This window comes from Paraniabella aurantiaca (assembly GCF_050309965.1).
Classification (GTDB): domain Bacteria; phylum Bacteroidota; class Bacteroidia; order Chitinophagales; family Chitinophagaceae; genus Niabella.
In genome coordinates, this window is the sequence record NZ_JBLOSY010000001.1 from 1,554,884 (window position 1) to 1,571,455 (window position 16,572).

General features: G+C 42.0%; 18 protein-coding genes. 8 read left to right on the forward strand and 10 right to left on the reverse strand.

The window, feature by feature from the left end; all coding sequences use genetic code 11:
- Window positions 1–36: 36 nt before the first annotated feature.
- From ACLOAU_RS06600 to ACLOAU_RS06625, 6 genes are all read right to left on the reverse strand, one after another.
- Window positions 37–207 carry a hypothetical protein gene (locus tag ACLOAU_RS06600; RefSeq protein WP_427861067.1) on the reverse strand — a complete coding sequence of 57 codons (171 nt, stop codon included), beginning with the start codon at window positions 205–207 and terminating at the stop codon, window positions 37–39.
- Between the two features lie 15 nt (window positions 208–222).
- Window positions 223–669: a DUF6934 family protein gene (locus tag ACLOAU_RS06605; protein ID WP_427861068.1), complete on the reverse strand. Its 447-nt coding sequence runs from the start codon at window positions 667–669 to the stop codon at window positions 223–225.
- 118 nt (window positions 670–787) lie between these two features.
- Window positions 788–1,432 (reverse strand): hypothetical protein, encoded by a 645-nt coding sequence (locus ACLOAU_RS06610; protein ID WP_427861069.1) that lies wholly within the window; start codon window positions 1,430–1,432, stop codon window positions 788–790.
- A 127-nt stretch (window positions 1,433–1,559) separates the two neighbouring features.
- Entirely contained in the window at window positions 1,560–2,807 is a 1,248-nt protein-coding gene (locus ACLOAU_RS06615; protein WP_427861070.1) for a type II toxin-antitoxin system HipA family toxin, read from the reverse strand.
- Window positions 2,800–3,102 carry a helix-turn-helix domain-containing protein gene (locus ACLOAU_RS06620; protein WP_427861071.1) on the reverse strand — a complete coding sequence of 101 codons (303 nt, stop codon included), beginning with the start codon at window positions 3,100–3,102 and terminating at the stop codon, window positions 2,800–2,802. Before ACLOAU_RS06620 ends, ACLOAU_RS06615 begins: the two co-directional genes overlap by 8 nt.
- Before the next feature lie 292 nt (window positions 3,103–3,394).
- Window positions 3,395–4,720 (reverse strand): Gfo/Idh/MocA family protein, encoded by a 1,326-nt coding sequence (locus ACLOAU_RS06625; protein ID WP_427861072.1) that lies wholly within the window; start codon window positions 4,718–4,720, stop codon window positions 3,395–3,397.
- 236 nt (window positions 4,721–4,956) lie between these two features.
- Here ACLOAU_RS06625 and ACLOAU_RS06630 point away from each other — a divergent pair, with 236 nt between their 5' ends.
- Genes ACLOAU_RS06630 through ACLOAU_RS06645 form a run of 4 tightly spaced genes read left to right on the forward strand, consistent with a single transcriptional unit; the run spans window position 4,957 to window position 8,040 of the window.
- Window positions 4,957–5,916, forward strand: coding sequence for an SPFH domain-containing protein (locus tag ACLOAU_RS06630; RefSeq protein ID WP_427861073.1), 960 nt, complete (start codon window positions 4,957–4,959; stop codon window positions 5,914–5,916).
- Window positions 5,916–6,167 (forward strand): hypothetical protein, encoded by a 252-nt coding sequence (locus tag ACLOAU_RS06635; protein WP_427861074.1) that lies wholly within the window; start codon window positions 5,916–5,918, stop codon window positions 6,165–6,167. Before ACLOAU_RS06630 ends, ACLOAU_RS06635 begins: the two co-directional genes overlap by 1 nt.
- A 38-nt stretch (window positions 6,168–6,205) precedes the next feature.
- Entirely contained in the window at window positions 6,206–7,027 is an 822-nt protein-coding gene (locus ACLOAU_RS06640) for a hypothetical protein (protein ID WP_427861075.1), read from the forward strand.
- A gap of 26 nt (window positions 7,028–7,053) precedes the next feature.
- Window positions 7,054–8,040: a DUF6620 family protein gene (locus tag ACLOAU_RS06645; RefSeq protein WP_427861076.1), complete on the forward strand. Its 987-nt coding sequence runs from the start codon at window positions 7,054–7,056 to the stop codon at window positions 8,038–8,040.
- Between the two features lie 62 nt (window positions 8,041–8,102).
- Here ACLOAU_RS06645 and msrB read toward each other — a convergent pair whose 3' ends face one another.
- Window positions 8,103–8,669, reverse strand: coding sequence for a peptide-methionine (R)-S-oxide reductase MsrB (gene msrB / locus ACLOAU_RS06650; protein WP_427861077.1), 567 nt, complete (start codon window positions 8,667–8,669; stop codon window positions 8,103–8,105).
- 152 nt (window positions 8,670–8,821) lie between these two features.
- Between msrB and ACLOAU_RS06655 the strand changes: the two genes are divergently transcribed.
- The gene (locus ACLOAU_RS06655) at window positions 8,822–9,406 is read left to right on the forward strand and encodes an adenylate kinase (protein ID WP_427861078.1); all 585 of its coding nucleotides are present in this window, start codon (window positions 8,822–8,824) and stop codon (window positions 9,404–9,406) included.
- Window positions 9,407–9,581: 175 nt separating this feature from the next.
- Here the strand turns inward: ACLOAU_RS06655 and ACLOAU_RS06660 are convergent, their stop codons facing one another.
- Together ACLOAU_RS06660 and ACLOAU_RS06665 are read right to left on the reverse strand one after the other, a co-directional pair.
- Window positions 9,582–11,159, reverse strand: a complete 1,578-nt coding sequence (locus tag ACLOAU_RS06660; RefSeq protein ID WP_427859941.1) for an IS1182 family transposase — start codon at window positions 11,157–11,159, stop codon at window positions 9,582–9,584.
- Between the two features lie 92 nt (window positions 11,160–11,251).
- The gene (locus ACLOAU_RS06665; RefSeq protein WP_427861079.1) at window positions 11,252–11,686 is read right to left on the reverse strand and encodes a viral A-type inclusion protein; all 435 of its coding nucleotides are present in this window, start codon (window positions 11,684–11,686) and stop codon (window positions 11,252–11,254) included.
- A gap of 304 nt (window positions 11,687–11,990) precedes the next feature.
- Between ACLOAU_RS06665 and ACLOAU_RS06670 the strand changes: the two genes are divergently transcribed.
- Window positions 11,991–13,352, forward strand: coding sequence for an OmpA family protein (locus ACLOAU_RS06670; protein WP_427861080.1), 1,362 nt, complete (start codon window positions 11,991–11,993; stop codon window positions 13,350–13,352).
- A gap of 113 nt (window positions 13,353–13,465) precedes the next feature.
- Here ACLOAU_RS06670 and feoB read toward each other — a convergent pair whose 3' ends face one another.
- Entirely contained in the window at window positions 13,466–15,571 is a 2,106-nt protein-coding gene (feoB, locus tag ACLOAU_RS06675) for a ferrous iron transport protein B (protein ID WP_427861081.1), read from the reverse strand.
- Window positions 15,572–15,729: 158 nt separating this feature from the next.
- On the opposite strand from feoB, the gene ACLOAU_RS06680 reads away from it, so the two are divergent.
- Together ACLOAU_RS06680 and ACLOAU_RS06685 are read left to right on the forward strand one after the other, a co-directional pair.
- Complete coding sequence (locus tag ACLOAU_RS06680; RefSeq protein WP_427861082.1) at window positions 15,730–16,173, forward strand: IPExxxVDY family protein; 444 nt, start codon at window positions 15,730–15,732, stop codon at window positions 16,171–16,173.
- 11 nt (window positions 16,174–16,184) lie between these two features.
- Window positions 16,185–16,418, forward strand: coding sequence for a 4a-hydroxytetrahydrobiopterin dehydratase (locus tag ACLOAU_RS06685; protein WP_427861083.1), 234 nt, complete (start codon window positions 16,185–16,187; stop codon window positions 16,416–16,418).
- The last annotated feature ends 154 nt before the right edge of the window (window positions 16,419–16,572 follow it).

A 16,572-nucleotide genomic window follows, 5' to 3' on the forward strand; every position in this document is an offset into this window, starting at 1 on the left:
TGGCTCTTTAACTGTGTAATATTTTAATGCAACTTATCATTGCGGTAAATGAGAATTACTCCTTGCTTTCATTAAATCGCTGGGGAAACCATGCTTCTCCAAAAACGCTTTAGACTTGTTGGCCTTTTTTACGAAATAAGGATCATTACCATAATCTCGAACAGGACTAGGTTGTTTTCCCACCTTCTTATTTTCGTTATTTTTCATAATACAAAGATATCACTATTTACGAACAACCAAAAAAGCCTCATAATTTACTCCTTTTTTAAAAGCATGCCAGGTATTATCAAAAAAACCATAGATTTTTAAAATCGGCTCTATTTCTTCAAAATTATTAGCTATTCCAATTTGGTAAAGTCTTGTGCGGGAAGTAGTACTACCTTGAGCGTAAACCATTACGTCTGAAAAGTGCTCGGTAAAGTTGAGCACGATATGCGCTATAGTTGCCAGTATTTTATCTCTGTCCCCATTATTAGATTTGGACAAATCATCAACATTACCGGTTTCCGGATTTACATCTCCGAAGCCGAGGTTGAAGAAAGTAATACCATTAGCATTTTGCGGGCTAAAGCGCACCACCTTCTTGATCTTGCCTTTTGGACCATCGCTTTCAAATTCAAAATCAAGAAAACTTTCATTGGTCTCAAATGAATATCGGTCTAAGTTCATAAGTTATAGTAAATCAATTTTGATTGCTATGTAAACGGCTCCCGCAAACTTTTATCCCTGGATAAGCCATCCCTTTGGTGTTGTTATATTATTCATTTGTTAAGCGTAAACATCTCACTCATTTCATTCCAATCAATATTTCCTCAATAGTATCCCTTATGGCAGCAGACACCATAAACCGCATGGCTGTTTTTCTTGTGACGAAACTCGATTTACCCAAAGGAGAAGTTTTATCGCCGTCTGCAAGATCTGTACAATAAGTCGAAGTTGAACCGTTACGCGTTACCGCGACCTGGCACAAACCATGTACCGAAACTTTTCCAAACCCAATTTCCCGGCAGTCGAGCGCTTGCAATCTAATTTCCATGCTGTCACTTGCTGATGAGTCGATAACTATATTGGCGTTACCGAACAGTTTATTTACATAGAGCCAGACTTTGGCTATACCTTCATCCTTCTTAAATTCCGTTTGATTCGTTAGCTCTTCATTCGAGCAGTTAATTTTCTTCAAATGCAGCGCATCCCTATCGTCGTAAAGAATCACTTTAACCTTTTTTCCCGAAAAATTATACTTGCCTATCAAATCATAAGTAGGAAATTTCTTACCCGGCAAAAAGCCATGTTCGGGCATTTCTTTTTCTGCCGTTTTATAAGCCAGGTAGCTTAACAATCCGCCTTGCGGATAACGAACCTGCGCATTGCCGACGGTTGCAAAAAAAGCCAAAACGATCAATAGGGATAGCTTGAGTTCTATTTTTTTCATATTGGTTATATGTTGATGTTGTAAATATTTATTTGCTTTTCCCCGTCCGCTTTCCCTTTTCAGCAATCACTGCCAATTCTTTAAGCAATTTCTTCTTTTCTCCTGCTTCAACACAATCGGTAAATGATCAAATCCTAAAAGCTCCGCTCATTAAAAGCTGTTCACTACGCGAAATGCCTATCTCCTTCGCTATTTTTTGCCAGCCACTAACGGACGAAGTTACTTCATCAAATATCACATTCATTTCCTTATCTGATAATCGAAAATATTTACCAACACCTCGTGCGAGATCCCAATCAAGCGTGTTATTGTCCATATCGATATTCAATGCCAGTCCGTCTTTATCAACAGATGGGTTGATGTCAAAAGCGGGAGATAACCGCCAGCCTTTGTCAGTTAAAATAAACCCATGATTGCGCAGGTGATCATCTGTATTAGAAATGAGTATATTAAAAATGATTCTACGCCATAACTGATGCAAATCCTGGTCAACGGCCGCGCCAGAGAATTGGATAAACTCAGCAATGTCCAGGTAAGATGGATGGGCATCTTTTATAAGCGCTTCATTTTTGCCCGTCATCGTCATTGCAGATGCAAAATGGATACGTTCATGCTTATCTCTATCAAAACGTTTAGTGAAGAATGTATGGTGCTTGCCGGCAACTCTCTCTAAACGGCAATCAGCCATTTCTATACCAGCTTTAATAGCCAAACGATATGCCAGGTACTCCCAGCAACCCTTATCAATAGTATCATTTTCCGAAGGGAATTTGGCAATCCAAAGGTCTCCCTTTTCATCAACGATATTGGCTTTGGGCCTTGCTCCTCCTAAGGATGATCCCGGAGCCATAAGCATCGTCAACCATTTACGAACTTCTGCAGTATCTTTATTCGACTCAATTAAAGCAGCTCCGTATTGCAGCTCGCGTATATTGGCCCAGGGAGGTGTTGGCGAAATGGGGTCATTATCCATAAAGTCCCCATCCGGCTGCGTTTTAAATCGCAAAGCGCCCATTCTGCTCAAATCATGAACGCCCAATAAGTAGTCAATATCATACAAAGTTGGGGTTGGCTTACCGTTAAGTGCTGCATTAAGTGCGGCTCGTCGTTTCATTAGAGTCCTGCCCCAGGTATCCGGCATGGAATCTAAAAACACGCCAAAATTTTCTTTGCCGTTTGGATACTGTTGGCCGCTAAACCATGCAATATCAGGATCGAGTAATAGTTGCTCCTGTGATGCAATCCATTCATCGTTGTAAGAAAAACTAAATGCTTTTCTTCCCTTAGCCTGCTGGGCCGATAGCACACCTATATTCTTAGGTGCATCCATACCCTTCCAGTCTGCATAAACCCATATATCTATCGTGCTAGTCATTACTTTTAGCGATTAATTTTAAATCCTGCAATTTCCTGCCCAACTTATCATCTGCCGCCAGCTTTAAAAAATCATCCTGCAAACCCAATACTCTCAATACGTTGAAATAAGCCCCTATGGAGACACTGGCATTACCTTTTTCTATATAATACAAGGTAGTGCGATCAATACCAGCCCGTTCCGAAACCTGCATAGTGGTCAGTTTACGACGCTTGCGGGCCAACCTGACATTCTCTCCCATTGTCTCTAGTATTTTCTGAAAGCGGGGAAGTAATACTTGTTTTTTTGACTGCATAATGTTGTATAATATCAACAAATTTAATCATTTTGTTGAAAATAAACAACAAATTAGTTAATTCACTACAATATAAACTAAATGAGAGATAGGTTGTAATCAAGCCTGCTTGTCGGCCGACAGGCGAAAAGCGTGGAGATAGGTTATTTTAAAGATGGCCTTTCCTAGAGATTTATCTTCGCGCCTTTTCAGGCGCTCATCGAAATGACGAGCTAAGAGGCGTGGCCCGAAATGAAAAACCGCCTCCAATACTATTGAAGGCGGCGTTGTTTAATATCTGAGTTATACAAACCTACAACTTCGGCAGCTTATACCCATTATGGTAAGGTGCCATCATATACTGTTTATTGAGTTGGCTGTTAGTAAACTTAGCTCCTGCTTTATCCCAGGTTACTTTTTCCTGGCTGCGGAAAGCTATATTACCCATTTGGCAAACCGTGGCAATATGGGCCCCTGTTTGTATGGAGCAATTAAGGTCAGCCATTTTACGGGAGCGGATTACCTGTACAAAGTTCTCCATGTGTTTATCCAACCCGTTATCGGTGGGGCTTTTACGCGGAACGGAAACTTTCTTTTCACTCCGCTTTTCCTCTATTACCTGCCAGCCGCCGCGGTCCAGCTCCAGCGTTCCGTTATTACCAATAAAGGCAATGCTGTGATCTTTACCATAGTTGCCATTATCAATACCCATGGCATGGTCCCAAACAATATTAAAGCCATCAAATTCATACAGTGCGGTCAATGTGTCCGGTGTTTCCTGGTACAAATCAGGATAAGCAAACCTGCCACCTAAAGCAGAAACTGTTTTAGGCACCGGTGCGTTCATTCCAAAAATAGCATAGTCCATCAGGTGCACGCCCCAATCCGTCATTAAGCCACCGGCATAATCCCAGAACCAACGGAAATTGAAATGAAAACGGCTGCCGTTAAAAGGCCTTGTTTTAGCAGGGCCCAGCCACATTTTATAATCCACACCAGGAGGCGGCGCGCTGTCGGCCACTACCGGTGCGGGTTTCATCCAACCCTGGTAGCAATTTACTTTTACGGTTCTTATATTACCCAATTGGCCGCTGTGCACCAAAGCAATCGCATCTCTAAAATGCTGCTGGCTCCGTTGCCATTGCCCGGCCTGCACCACTTTATTGTATTTTTCCTGGGCGGCCACCATGGCGCGACATTCTTCTATAGAATTACCCACCGGCTTTTCTACATACACATCTTTTCCGGCGCGTACGGCATCTATCATGATCAGCGCATGCCAATGATCGGGTGTACCAATAATAACGGCATCCACATCTTTATTATCCAGCAAGCCGCGGTAATCTTTATAGGTTTTGATTTTACCGGTGTCAATATTCTTTCCCTTCAGTTCTTTCAGGCGATCGTCCAATACCGATTGATCTACGTCGCAAAGTGCTACCAGGTTAACCCCTGCGATTTTTAGTATGGACATGGTATTGGACCAGCCCATTCCTTTGATCCCAATCACACCAATATTGATCTGATCAGCGGCACTGGTAATAATGCCGGAGAAGTTTTGTGTATTGAACGACTGTAGCGCAAACCCACCAAGGGCCAGCATAGAGCTATTGGTAAGAAACTTTCTTCTGGATGACATGAGCAATCTGTTTTATTCAATTATTTAAGCGAAGGAAAGTTAGCAAGAAAAAATGTAAAAACAACAATTATTAATAATGCGGAAAAAATATTACAGAAGATGTAAAATTTTTGTCAACAAAAGTGAAATAGCTGTATCCGTTACCAAAAGATTGTATTTTCATCCCTGATATCATTTAAAAACCAAACCTGTGAACATGAATGCATCGCAGGTTTATTCTTGTAAAAAATAAAGCGATGGGTTTACCATTTATAGAGATCATAGAAGAAATTACACCGGATCCGAATTTACTGACGTGGAAATTTGCCGATGCTGATAAGGAAATAAAAAACGGAGCGCAGCTTACCGTTAGGGAAAGCCAGGCAGCCATGTTCCTGAACGAAGGCCAGTTGGCAGATGTGTTTACAGCCGGGCGTCATAAACTCAGTACAGAAAATATCCCGGTACTCTCCAGGTTAAAGGGATGGAAATACGGATTTGAAAGTCCGTTTAAGGCAGATATCTATTTTTTCAATACCAGGCATTTTGTGAATAATAAATGGGGAACGCCTGCGCCTATTTTAATGAGCGATCCAAAGTTTGGCCAGGTGCGGGTGAGAGCTTTCGGAAGCTTTGATATACGCATTAATGATGTGGCAACCTTCTTTCGCAAATACGCGGGCTCCTTTAAACAGTTTACCATTTTTGAATTACAGCACGAGCTAAGAGACTATATCGCGCCTAAGTTTGGCGAAGTGTTGTCCAATGAAAATATTACCATTACAGATGTTGCGGGAAATATATCGGAGCTCAGTAAAAAGATCGAGCCGCTGTTAAGGCCTTATTTCGAACAATTCGGTTTGGAGCTGACACAATTTATGGTGACCTCTGTTACCCTTCCTGACGAAGTAACTGCTTTTTACGACAAGGTTACCAATATGAATATGGTAACGGATATGGATAAGTTTACGCGTTTCAATACGGCCAATGCTATCGGTCAGCAGGGAACCGCCTTAAACGATGCAACGCAAACCGCGCTGGCCATGGGCGCGATGATGAACCAGATGCAACAAGCCAACAATCATCAACCTAACCCGGCGCCACCGGCAGATGATCTTACTGTCAAACTACAAAAGTTAAAAACATTATTTGACAACGGGCTGATTGATGAGCAGGAGTACAAGAGCAAGAAAGCCGAACTAATAAGCCAGTTATAGTGGAAGAAAAAAAAGGACTTTCTTTTTTAGAAAAACTAAAGGCAAAAGCACAGGCCCAGGAGAAATATGGAGGCGAAATAAAAGCGCAGGACGCCAATATGGGTGCGAATACCTGTCCTAACTGCGGCGCCGGCAGGGCTAAAGAAGACGGGGTAACGCATTGCGCCTATTGCGGCCATGCCTTTATGCAGGTGAAGCTGACCGATGGGCTTAACATTAAAAAGGAAGATAATTCGAGGGAGCATTTGTAAGACTGACAGACAGCTAACATAAAGTAACAGGTGATCGTATGTTGAATTTTTTTGGAAAGAAAAACGAAGAAAGAGAAAATATTATACCAGGTGAGTGGGCAGAGCAAACGACTCAAATGAAAGAGCGCTGGTTCTCCTTTCTGCAAAAACTGGAAGACCGGATGGAAGAGTTATGCTCCGCCAGTGTAACAGAGCTAAAGGCGATGCGCGAGCAATCAGGAGATCTTTTTGATCGCGACCTGCACCAGGTGCAAACAGGTATTGTGGGCCAGTTGTCTCAGATGGAAGGAAAAATAAGAGACGTGTATGAGCAGCAGGTATACCCTTTTTATAAGCAGCTATTAACCCAGCTGTATGATGCAAAATTGCCCGGCGCTATGGCTTACGATTTCAGGGAAGCCTGTAACGAACGACAAAACCAGTTTGAGGCAATGCGTGATAAATGGCGAAAACAGTTAGATGAAGCCGTTAAACCGGACAATGAAGCGGCTTACAGGCGCATTTTGGAAGAGCACGAACAGGTGAAAGGTAAGTTTAAGTGCCAGCAATGTGGCGCCGGAATCAAGATCGAAAAAATATATTTCACACCCACTTACCTGCAATGTTCCGCCTGCAGTACCCAAAACACTTTTCAACCCAGCTCGCTTACACAAAGCCTGCCGCACCTGGCCCGGAGTTTGGCAGAAGAGCGAACGGCCTACTTGTTGGATGAGTACAATATCAACCCTCGTCCTGAACTATATCGCCATTACCTGCGTACTATGTTTGATGAATGGAACAGTATTGTTCCGGACATGGCGCACTCCAATGAAAAGTTTTATCAGAGATTATTGGCCGACTTTAATAATACCATCGCATAAATTTTTAATCAATAAAACAAGGTCCTATGTTTAAAAAGTTTTTGAATAATTTATTAGGTAACGAAGAAGACAACAAAAAGAAGGAGTCGGCGCCTTACAGTGCCGGTACACCGGTAAACCAAAACTTAAATGAAGAAGTGGAGGAAGACGAAGATGCGGAGGATGAAGAGCAATACCAGTTTGACCCGGTGACACATCACGGAACGCATTACAGTAAGGAGGACTTTGATACCGTTGCCAACAACCTGTACGAGCAATATCTTGACGGCGAAGATGAACCTTTAAGTCAGCAGGATAAGAACAACTTAAAGCGGGAAGCTTACAGGAAAGTGTATATGGACTGGAACGGCCACGACTATGACCAGCTGGCGAAATTTGAAATGGCCAATTCCCTGGAATTAACTGGATATGTTACATCGGGCTTCGACCAGGTAAAAGAAGAGGGCAATCCTTTATATGAGCCTATTCACGGTATTTCTTTATATGATTATGCAGCTATAGCGCATGGTATGACGCAGGGAATTACGGAAGCAGAGTTGTTGAAAGCTTTTGGCATAGACAGTGCTGTTTGGGGCGAGGTAAACGTGTTGTGGCCCGAGCGCATGAAAGAGGATCCAACCTATGGTATTATGGCTAAGTATGGGGAATATTTTGCTGCTGCCCCTCAACATCCTAAACTTACAGGTCTTGCGCCTAATATTGGGTTAGGCTCGGAGAATAGCAATTTGGAGAAATTGAAAACAGATCGTTATTTCTACGAAGAGCTTTGCGGGGCAAGAACAGCAGCTTACGAATATGGGTTAGATGGCGCCCAATGGATTGTAGATAATTATGGGATTAGCCTGGGCGATTTCCAGGCAGTAGCTATGGATTGGATGACCGCGCAGAACCAGAATTTCGACTCTGCGAAGCTGACGCATTATATGGACTACCAGGAACAGAAGAGAAAAGAATATGCAGAAAAATTTGCGGCAGAGCAAGGCGGTAATGTGGCAGACGATATTGAATTTTAGAAAGCCTCTATAAAAAGCAAATGCCCGGAATTTCCGGGCATTTGCTTTTTATGTGTTACTATCTACTTTTTATCTTCTTCTTTATACTTTTTCTCAGCCTCTTTCGCTTTTTCAAAGTCGAGTATTACACCATTAATGCAATAGCGTAACCCTGTGGGGGGAGGGCCGTCATCAAAAACGTGTCCAAGGTGCGCCTCGCAGCGTCCGCATTCCACTTCGGTACGCACCATGCCGTGGCTTTTATCTTCCTTGTAAATAATACTTGTTTTGCTGATGGGTTCATAAAAGCTGGGCCATCCACATCCACTTTCAAATTTCGTGTCGCTCTTAAAAAGCGGATTTCCGCAGGCGGCGCAATAATAAGTACCTATTTCTTTAAAATTTTCGTACTTACTGGTCCAGGGTCTTTCCGTTCCCTTTTGACGGGCAATATAGTAAACATCTTCAGGTAATACTTTTTGCCATTCTTCATTACTGATTTTCACCTTCGACGTATCCGTACGAGAGTAAACAGAGTTATTTTCTTTATTCATTTTTGTTGTGTCTTTAGGATTGGATGATTTTGTTTGAGACTGGCATTGATGAAATACGCAGCAAACACTTACTAATATCAGTAAAAAATACTTCATAACTGGTAATTTAAACAAATAATACGTATAAAAAGTTGCCAGGGATTGCGTCATAAGGCAATTTTCACATTTTCCAATAAAACTCAGGGTAACAGCATTAAATTAGTTTTGATACGTATATTTGTTGAGTTACATCAAAACAATTTACGTAAATGTTTAATTTAGTTTTATTTGGCCCTCCCGGTAGCGGCAAGGGTACACAAGCTGCCAATCTTATTGAAAAATATAAACTGGTTCATCTTTCTACGGGAGATTTACTCAGAAGCGAAATAGCAAATAAAACCCCATTGGGTGTTGAAGCCAAAAAAATAATGGATGCCGGTCAGCTGGTTCCAGACGAAGTAGTAATTGGCATTATTGATAATTGCCTGGAAAAAAATGCAGGAGCCAATGGTTTTTTGTTTGATGGTTTTCCAAGAACCATTACCCAGGCAAAGGCTTTGGATAAATTACTGGAGCTGAAAAAGAACCAGATCAACTTAGTATTGGCTTTGCAGGTGAATGAAGAAGAGTTAGTAAGAAGACTTCTGGAACGCGGTAAAACTTCCGGCCGTTCTGATGATACCAGCGAAGAAGTGATCCGGAAAAGATTCCAGGTTTATACCAACGAAACGGAGCCGGTAGCACAGCACTATAAAGAAAGCGATAAGTTTAAAGCAATTCCAGGTGAGGGTTCCGTGGATGATATTTTTGGAAACCTTAGCACAGCGATAGATGAATACAATAAAGGAGAATAATTTACTGTATTAATATTATTAGCAGGGGCTGACTAAAAAGGTCAAACGTCTCAATATTTGAAAAAGTACAGTTCACTTATATGGGCTGTACTTTATTTATTTAAGTTTTCGGTTTCACAATAATATCTGCAGTAATAGGGGATATTATGAGTGATAAACGTACTTTTTTTGTTTATCAGGCTGCTTTATTGAGTTTTTTTATTGATACTTTTCTCAGGTTGTGTGCCATAGCTACCAATATAAACTCTGTTTTTACTTTTTGAAGACCTCGCAGGTGGAAGCGACGGAAGTCCATATTGTGTTTTATATCTCCAAAACAGCTTTCGATCTCTGTGCCTCTTTGTTTTTTCAAGGACTGTCCCAGTTCTGTGTGAAGGTTTTGCCTTGCCTGCTGCTTAAAGGCTTCCAGTTTTTCGTTGATCTCTATCTTTCGGTTCTCCCCTTTAGTCGATTTACAACACTGTTGATAAAAAGGACAGCCGGAGCAATTATTACATTCATAAACTTTTACCTCTGATTTGTAACCGGTACGTTTATGCGTTTGTTGGTGTTTGCCTTTAAAAATAAGTAGTTGCTTATTAGGGCAGCTATAAGTATTTGTGAGTATATCATAGATAAAGTTGTCCTTTAGAAAAGAATTTTGCTGATAAGCTTTGGTTTGTTCTTTGTGATATAGCGGGAACTTCATATAACTGGCTATTTCATTTTGTTGTAGCAGTTCATAATTCTGCTCTGTACCAAAGATGCTGTCAGCAATAATCCTGTCGGGCTGGCAAGGTTGTTGGCTGGCTATGGCGTGCAGGTGATCATTAAAGCAGGCTCCATCGTTGGTCGATTGATGAACGCTCACCCCGGTAATAAACTGATCCTCGCTACCTGCCAGTACATTGTAGGCTGGCAGTACTTCTACCTTATTTTTCATCATCATAGCTGTGGCATCGGTATCAGTTTTATTGTAACCACTACGGTTGCCGGCTTTTTGAATCTGATTGTTATACTTTTCTATCTTGCCTTCAGCATCTTTTAACTTCTTTTTCAGTGTGGTGGCCTTGCGTCGTTTGCTCTTTACAACAGTATTGCGTATGACATCGTTGAGTGTAGCTGCCTTTTGGGCTATTGCTTCCCGGCTCACGGTAGCAGCTTGTCCATGTTCTTCCAGATCAGCTTGCCCATAGGCTTTATCTTCCTGCCGGTTCAGCTCATCTATTTGCTTAAACAACTCCTGGCATTTTTCTACAGCCTTCAGACCATACCGCTCTGCATTTTTCTTCCATACCATTTTATGCTGATTGGCATCTGCACGCAATGTTGTTCCATCGCAAAAATAATTTTCCAGCTTGATATACTGATGAGCTACCAAAAACTCCAACAGCTCTTTAAACAATGCTTCTATTACCTGTTTGGCTTTGCTGCTGCGGAAGTTATTAATCGTACGAAAATCAGGACGGTTCATAGCTGAAAGCCACATAAAATGAATGTCCTGGCTCAGTGCCTTGGCTATCTTGCGGCCAGTATAGATCTTTACACAATAGGCATATAATAACACTTTTAGTAACATCCGGGGGTGATAGCTACTGGTGCCGCCACCTTTGTATAAGTTGATCAGGTCGCTGATATCCATCAACTCAACTACCTCATTAACCACCCTTACAAGGTGATCCTTGCCTATTAACTCTTCCAGTGAAGGTGGTAACAATAAATTTTGTTGAGGACTATATTGCTTAAATACTACAGAAGTTTTTACTTTAGCCATTGTAATTTTTGTGTGGTAACTAAAATTACAACTCAGCCCCTTTCTCACAAAGAAAAGGGCTGACCTTTTTGGTCAGCCCCTCTATTTGTAAGCTATTTAGCTAATACCGAATCTGCCTTTGCTATGCTCGAGAGCACTACTTCTTTCATTTCATTTACCGATGCTAACTGTATTTTTAAATAATCTACTCTTGCCGGCTCATTGTCCTTCAAAGAATCGTACCTGAAACCCTCCATCCATTCATGCATGGCCACATCTGCATAGCTTAAATTTTTCAAAGTGCTATCTAATAATGCAATGCGTTGGGTGTTGCCTGATGTTTTTTTCAATGAATCTATTTCTGTCTGAACATCTTTTTGCAGACGCTGCAGCTTCATCATTTTGGGCATCGCCACATCATGTCCGTCTAAAACCTGCTGCAGCAAGCTATCGGATAAAGACTTTCCGGGTTCGGCAGGTTCTGAACCACCATTATTACAAGCCGTGGCCAGGAGAGCGACAAGAGCAAAACTATAAAAACGGATCATCAAAAATTAATTTTAGCAAAAGTAAACATATAATGTGTTGTATAGGCCCTTAAGCGTTTTGCCGGTAGTATTAGGCAGGTGGTACTACAGGAGCCTGTATGTTCTTTAATACTGCAGCACCCGGTTCATTTTAGAAGCCTGTGCACCAGTTAGCAGTCCTCACTAATTTGAGGTATAGTGCGGCGTTGGCCTTCTAATAGAGTTATTTTTACATGTAATTTAAAATTAAACTGTTGCCGTAGACTAAGTAATGTTGTGTGCGTAAACCCTTGAATTTTTTATCCTATAAATAAAAATTAAACTGATGAAAAGAACAATTACAGCGATTATTTTTCTGCTGTTTTGCGCTGGCAGTATAAGTGCACAAATCATCGATCCTAAAAGAGCCGCAAGGCGTGCTGCTGAAAATCGGGCTAACCAAAAAGTAGATCAGGGAATAGACAAGGGTCTGGATAAAGTAGAAGAAGGGATAGGAAGTATTTTTAAAAAGAAGGAAAAAGGTTCTGGTAACAGCTCATCTGGTAAAAAAACATCTCCCTCTTCGCAAACAGAAGACAACGGGGATGAATCCGGGGAAGCATCACCTGAGAACAACAGCAAAGGTTCAGGAAGCTTTTCAAGTTACAGTAAATTTGATTTTGTTCCCGGCAGTAAAATAATAGCGGTTGAAGATTTTAGCCAGGATGCTCTTGGTGATTTTCCGGCCCGGTGGAATACCAATGGTGCAGGCACTTTGTCAAAGCTGAATAATTTACCTAACAAGTTCCTGATGACCAATACCGAAACGGTGTTTTACCCGGAATTTGTATCTAACCTTCCCGAAAATTTTACGCTGGAATTTGACCTGGCCAGCACCCCCCAATTTAGTTTTTATAGTGGCTTCTTTGTCATTGGGTTTACCGATGCTAACGTAGGTAAAAACTGGAGAACTTTTCAGAAATATGGCAACAAGCAACAGGAGAGCAAGCTAACAGTTGAGGTAGCGCTGCACCCCACCGGTGCAGGGGGTCAAAGAGGAATGTCGGTGCTATACTCTGGTGGCAGTGGCCAGGAAAACATAAAGAATGAGATAGAGCAACGGTCGTTTGCAACAGCTCCCGGGAACACCAATGTCCGGGTAAGCATCTGGAGACAAAAAGGCCGTATAAGAGTATATGTTGATGAAGCTAAAATATGGGATATTCCAAGGGCCTTCACAGACGGTATCGGTATATCTTCTTTGTATTTCAGAAATGATGGCCCTAACTCAGATGCCGACCAATACTATATAAGCAATATAAGAGTAGCGGTAGGAGCCCCTGATACCCGTAGCAAGCTGATCACAGAAGGAAAATATGTTACCACCGGTATTTTGTTTGACGTAAACAGCGATAAGATAAAACCGGCAAGCTATGGTGTATTAAAAGATATTGCAGGCGTTTTAACCGAGAACGAAGCAGTGAACGTAAAAATTATAGGCCACACCGATAGCGATGGTGATGAAGCGGCCAACCTGAGCCTTTCTAAAAAACGTGCAGAGGCGGTTAAAAAAGCCTTATCTACCCAGTTTTCGATCAGCGATAGCAGGATGACAACAGATGGGAAAGGCGAATCTCAACCTGCAGGGCCTAACACTACCGCCGAAGGAAAAGCCAATAACCGGCGGGTGGAATTTGTAAAGCAGTAACTACTGGTCTTATAAAAAACACAATGCCTCCGGAGCGGAAGACCGGCTTTTTATCAATGGGTCTGTTGTAAAAAGATGGAAAGCATTGCCGGAGGGATAACAAGAGTCAACATCTATTTTAATAGCTGGTAAGCTACCAAACTTACCACGTATGCTAAAAAGGTCATGTAGCCCAGTTGTATCATAGGCCATTTCCAGCTTTTTGTTTCCCGCTTTACAATGGCCAGTGTGCTCATGCACTGCATGGCAAAAACATAGAACAGCATCAGCGAAACGCCGGTAGCTAAAGTAAAAACTTTAGTGCCATCGGAGAACGTGGCCCGTTGCATTTTTTCCTGCAATGCCAGGTTTTCCTCCCCGTCATCTTCTACGCTATACAAAGTGGCCATAGTGCCTACAAATACTTCTCTGGCAGCAAATGAGGTAATCAATGCAATGCCAATCTTCCAGTCGTAGCCTAATGGCCTGATGGCGGGCTCAATAGCTTTACCCATAATGCCGGCATAAGAGTTCTCCAGTTTGGCAGTACTGTATTGTTCTTCGATCAGCGTAGTATCCGCATTGGGTTGCGCCAATTGTTGCTCATATTGTGCATGCGCCCGTTCCATGCGCGCTCCGGGACCAAATGAGCTTAAAAACCAAAGCACCAGGCTAATAATCAAAATGATTTTACCTGCCTGCAGCACAAATATTTTCGCCTTTTCGATCATTGTTTGTACGGCATTCTTCCAGCGCGGTGCCCGGTAAACCGGTAGCTCAAGAATAAAAAAGCTTTTTTCTTTTATCTTTATAAACCATTTGGCCACCCACGATACCGCCATTGCAAAAACAACCCCGATCAAATAGAGCCCCATCATTACTAAGCCCTGTATGCTTATAAAACCCGCTATGTAGGTTTTAGGTATTACAATAGCGGTTAAAATAATGTAAACCGGCAGGCGTGCTGAGCAACTCATTAGCGGTGTTACAAGTATAGTGAGAAGGCGCTCTTTCCGGTTCTCAATATTCCGGGCACTCATAATAGCCGGTACGGCACAGGCAAACCCACTAATCATGGGCATCACGCTTTTACCATTCAGCCCAACAGTACGCATTACCCGGTCGGTTAAAAAGCTGATACGTGCCATATAACCTGTGTCTTCCAAAAGGGTAATCAGGCCAAAGAGGATCATGATCTGTGGGATGAAAATAACGATACCCCCCAGTCCGGCCACTAGGCCATTTATCAATAAATCGGTAAAATGATTTTCGGGAAGTAGATCTCCCAACCAACCGCTGAATGCTGCCGTTCCGCCATCTATCCAATCCATTGGATAAGATGCCAGCAGGAAAACACATTGAAACAACAGGAATAATACGGTTAACAAAATAGCATATCCCCAGTACCGGTGCAGGAAAACATTATCGAGCCTTTCGGTTATTTTAGATCTTTTCTGCGGATCGGGAAAAGTTACTGCCTGGCTCAGAATATGGTTGATACGTGTATACCGTTGTAATATTTCTTCGGCCTGGGTGCGGGCAGGATTAAACTGGTTGTCAACCTCGGCTTGTTCTATCTTCTCCTGCACATCATCTGGCAGGGCAAAAGTTTCATGATTAATTAAGTAGTGAACGGCTTCATAATCTCCTACATGAGGAACTGCCTGCTGGGCCTGTTTAATAGCCCCCGGCGCCAGGGCCGTTACATCAATAAAATTCCGGGCAGCGGGTTTATACAATTTACCAGACACCAGTTCAATCGCTTTTTTGAGTTCTGCTATACCCTTGTTCTTTCTGGGGTTCACGGCTACAACCGGAACGCCCAGTTCCCGCTCCATTTCATGAACGTCAATCTGTATACCTTTCTTACGTGCAATATCCATCATCGTAAGGGCTACTACTACAGGCCGCTTCAGATCTATAATTTGTGTGCAAAAAAGGAGGTTTCGCTTCAGGCTGCTGGCATCGGCTACGGCTACAATTACATCGGCCACAACATGCACATCCTGGTTTAGTAAAACTTTGTAAGCTACTTCCTCATCAAGCCTGCGGGGGTATAGGCTATAGGTGCCCGGCAGGTCAATTACCTCGGCAGTACCGTGGCTTAATGAGGTGGAGCCCGTTTTTTTATCAACAGTAACCCCGGGAAAGTTCCCAACTTTTTGGTTTAATCCGGTAAGCGTATTAAACAAAGAGGTCTTTCCACTATTGGGATTTCCTGCTAATGCAATATGTAACATTGAATTTTTCAATATGTAAAACCGCAAATTTAACCGCCAATACCCTAAATATGTTTACGAAATGCGGAGATTTATGGCAATTTTAAATATTCACCCTATTATCTTTTATCTACCTTTACCCCCAAACATACCCATTTGCGAACAGTAAAGGAAAAATAATGGCCGTTCTTAAATTAGAACTGGATACCCAGGAAATTATTGATAGCTTTTTTGACGATACCAAATTACTGGGTATCGTAACAACGGTTAAAGATTACCGTTTTTGCTGGAACCTTAATAATTTGCTGGGATTGAGTTTCAGGATCAACCATGATATTGAAATCAATCTTAAACGTAAAAAGAGGCACTATTTTTTCAGTGTATATGAATATCATGAGCCAAACAGTGCGCTCTGCCACTACCTGTATAATAATTTGTATGACGGAGAGTATCTTTTGCCGGAGTTTAAAAACCTTGATTTTTTGTGGCTGATGAAAAATGATACGGTTACAGAAGAATACCTCGGCCAGATCAAGGCGATGTTGCGAAACATTCCGGGAGTACAATTAGTAACCGAGCTTACTAATGAAAAAATTAAAAACAAAGAATACCTCATCTTCTAAAAATCAACACTATGTGGCAGGAAGAACAAAGTAAGCTGTACCGGAAATTCGAGTTTAAAAACTTTAGCGAGGCTTTTGCCTTTATGACCCGGGTAGCGCTTGCGGCAGAAAAAATGGATCATCATCCCGAGTGGAAGAATGTATATAATACCGTAGAGGTTTGGCTGAGCACGCATGATGCAGGAGATGTGGTAACTGAAAAAGACCATAAACTGGCCCAAAAAATTGACGGCCTTGTGAAATAGATTGTTCCGGCTAAACAGGTTAGTGTCTGCTGAAATAGAGTTTATTGGAGGCAGCTCTTATCCGGTTTATGTATAACTTACTTAAATTGCAGGTAGAAAAATCTAACCGTGAAGACAGGGTGACGTGAAGAAACAGGAGATACCGTTTTCTTAA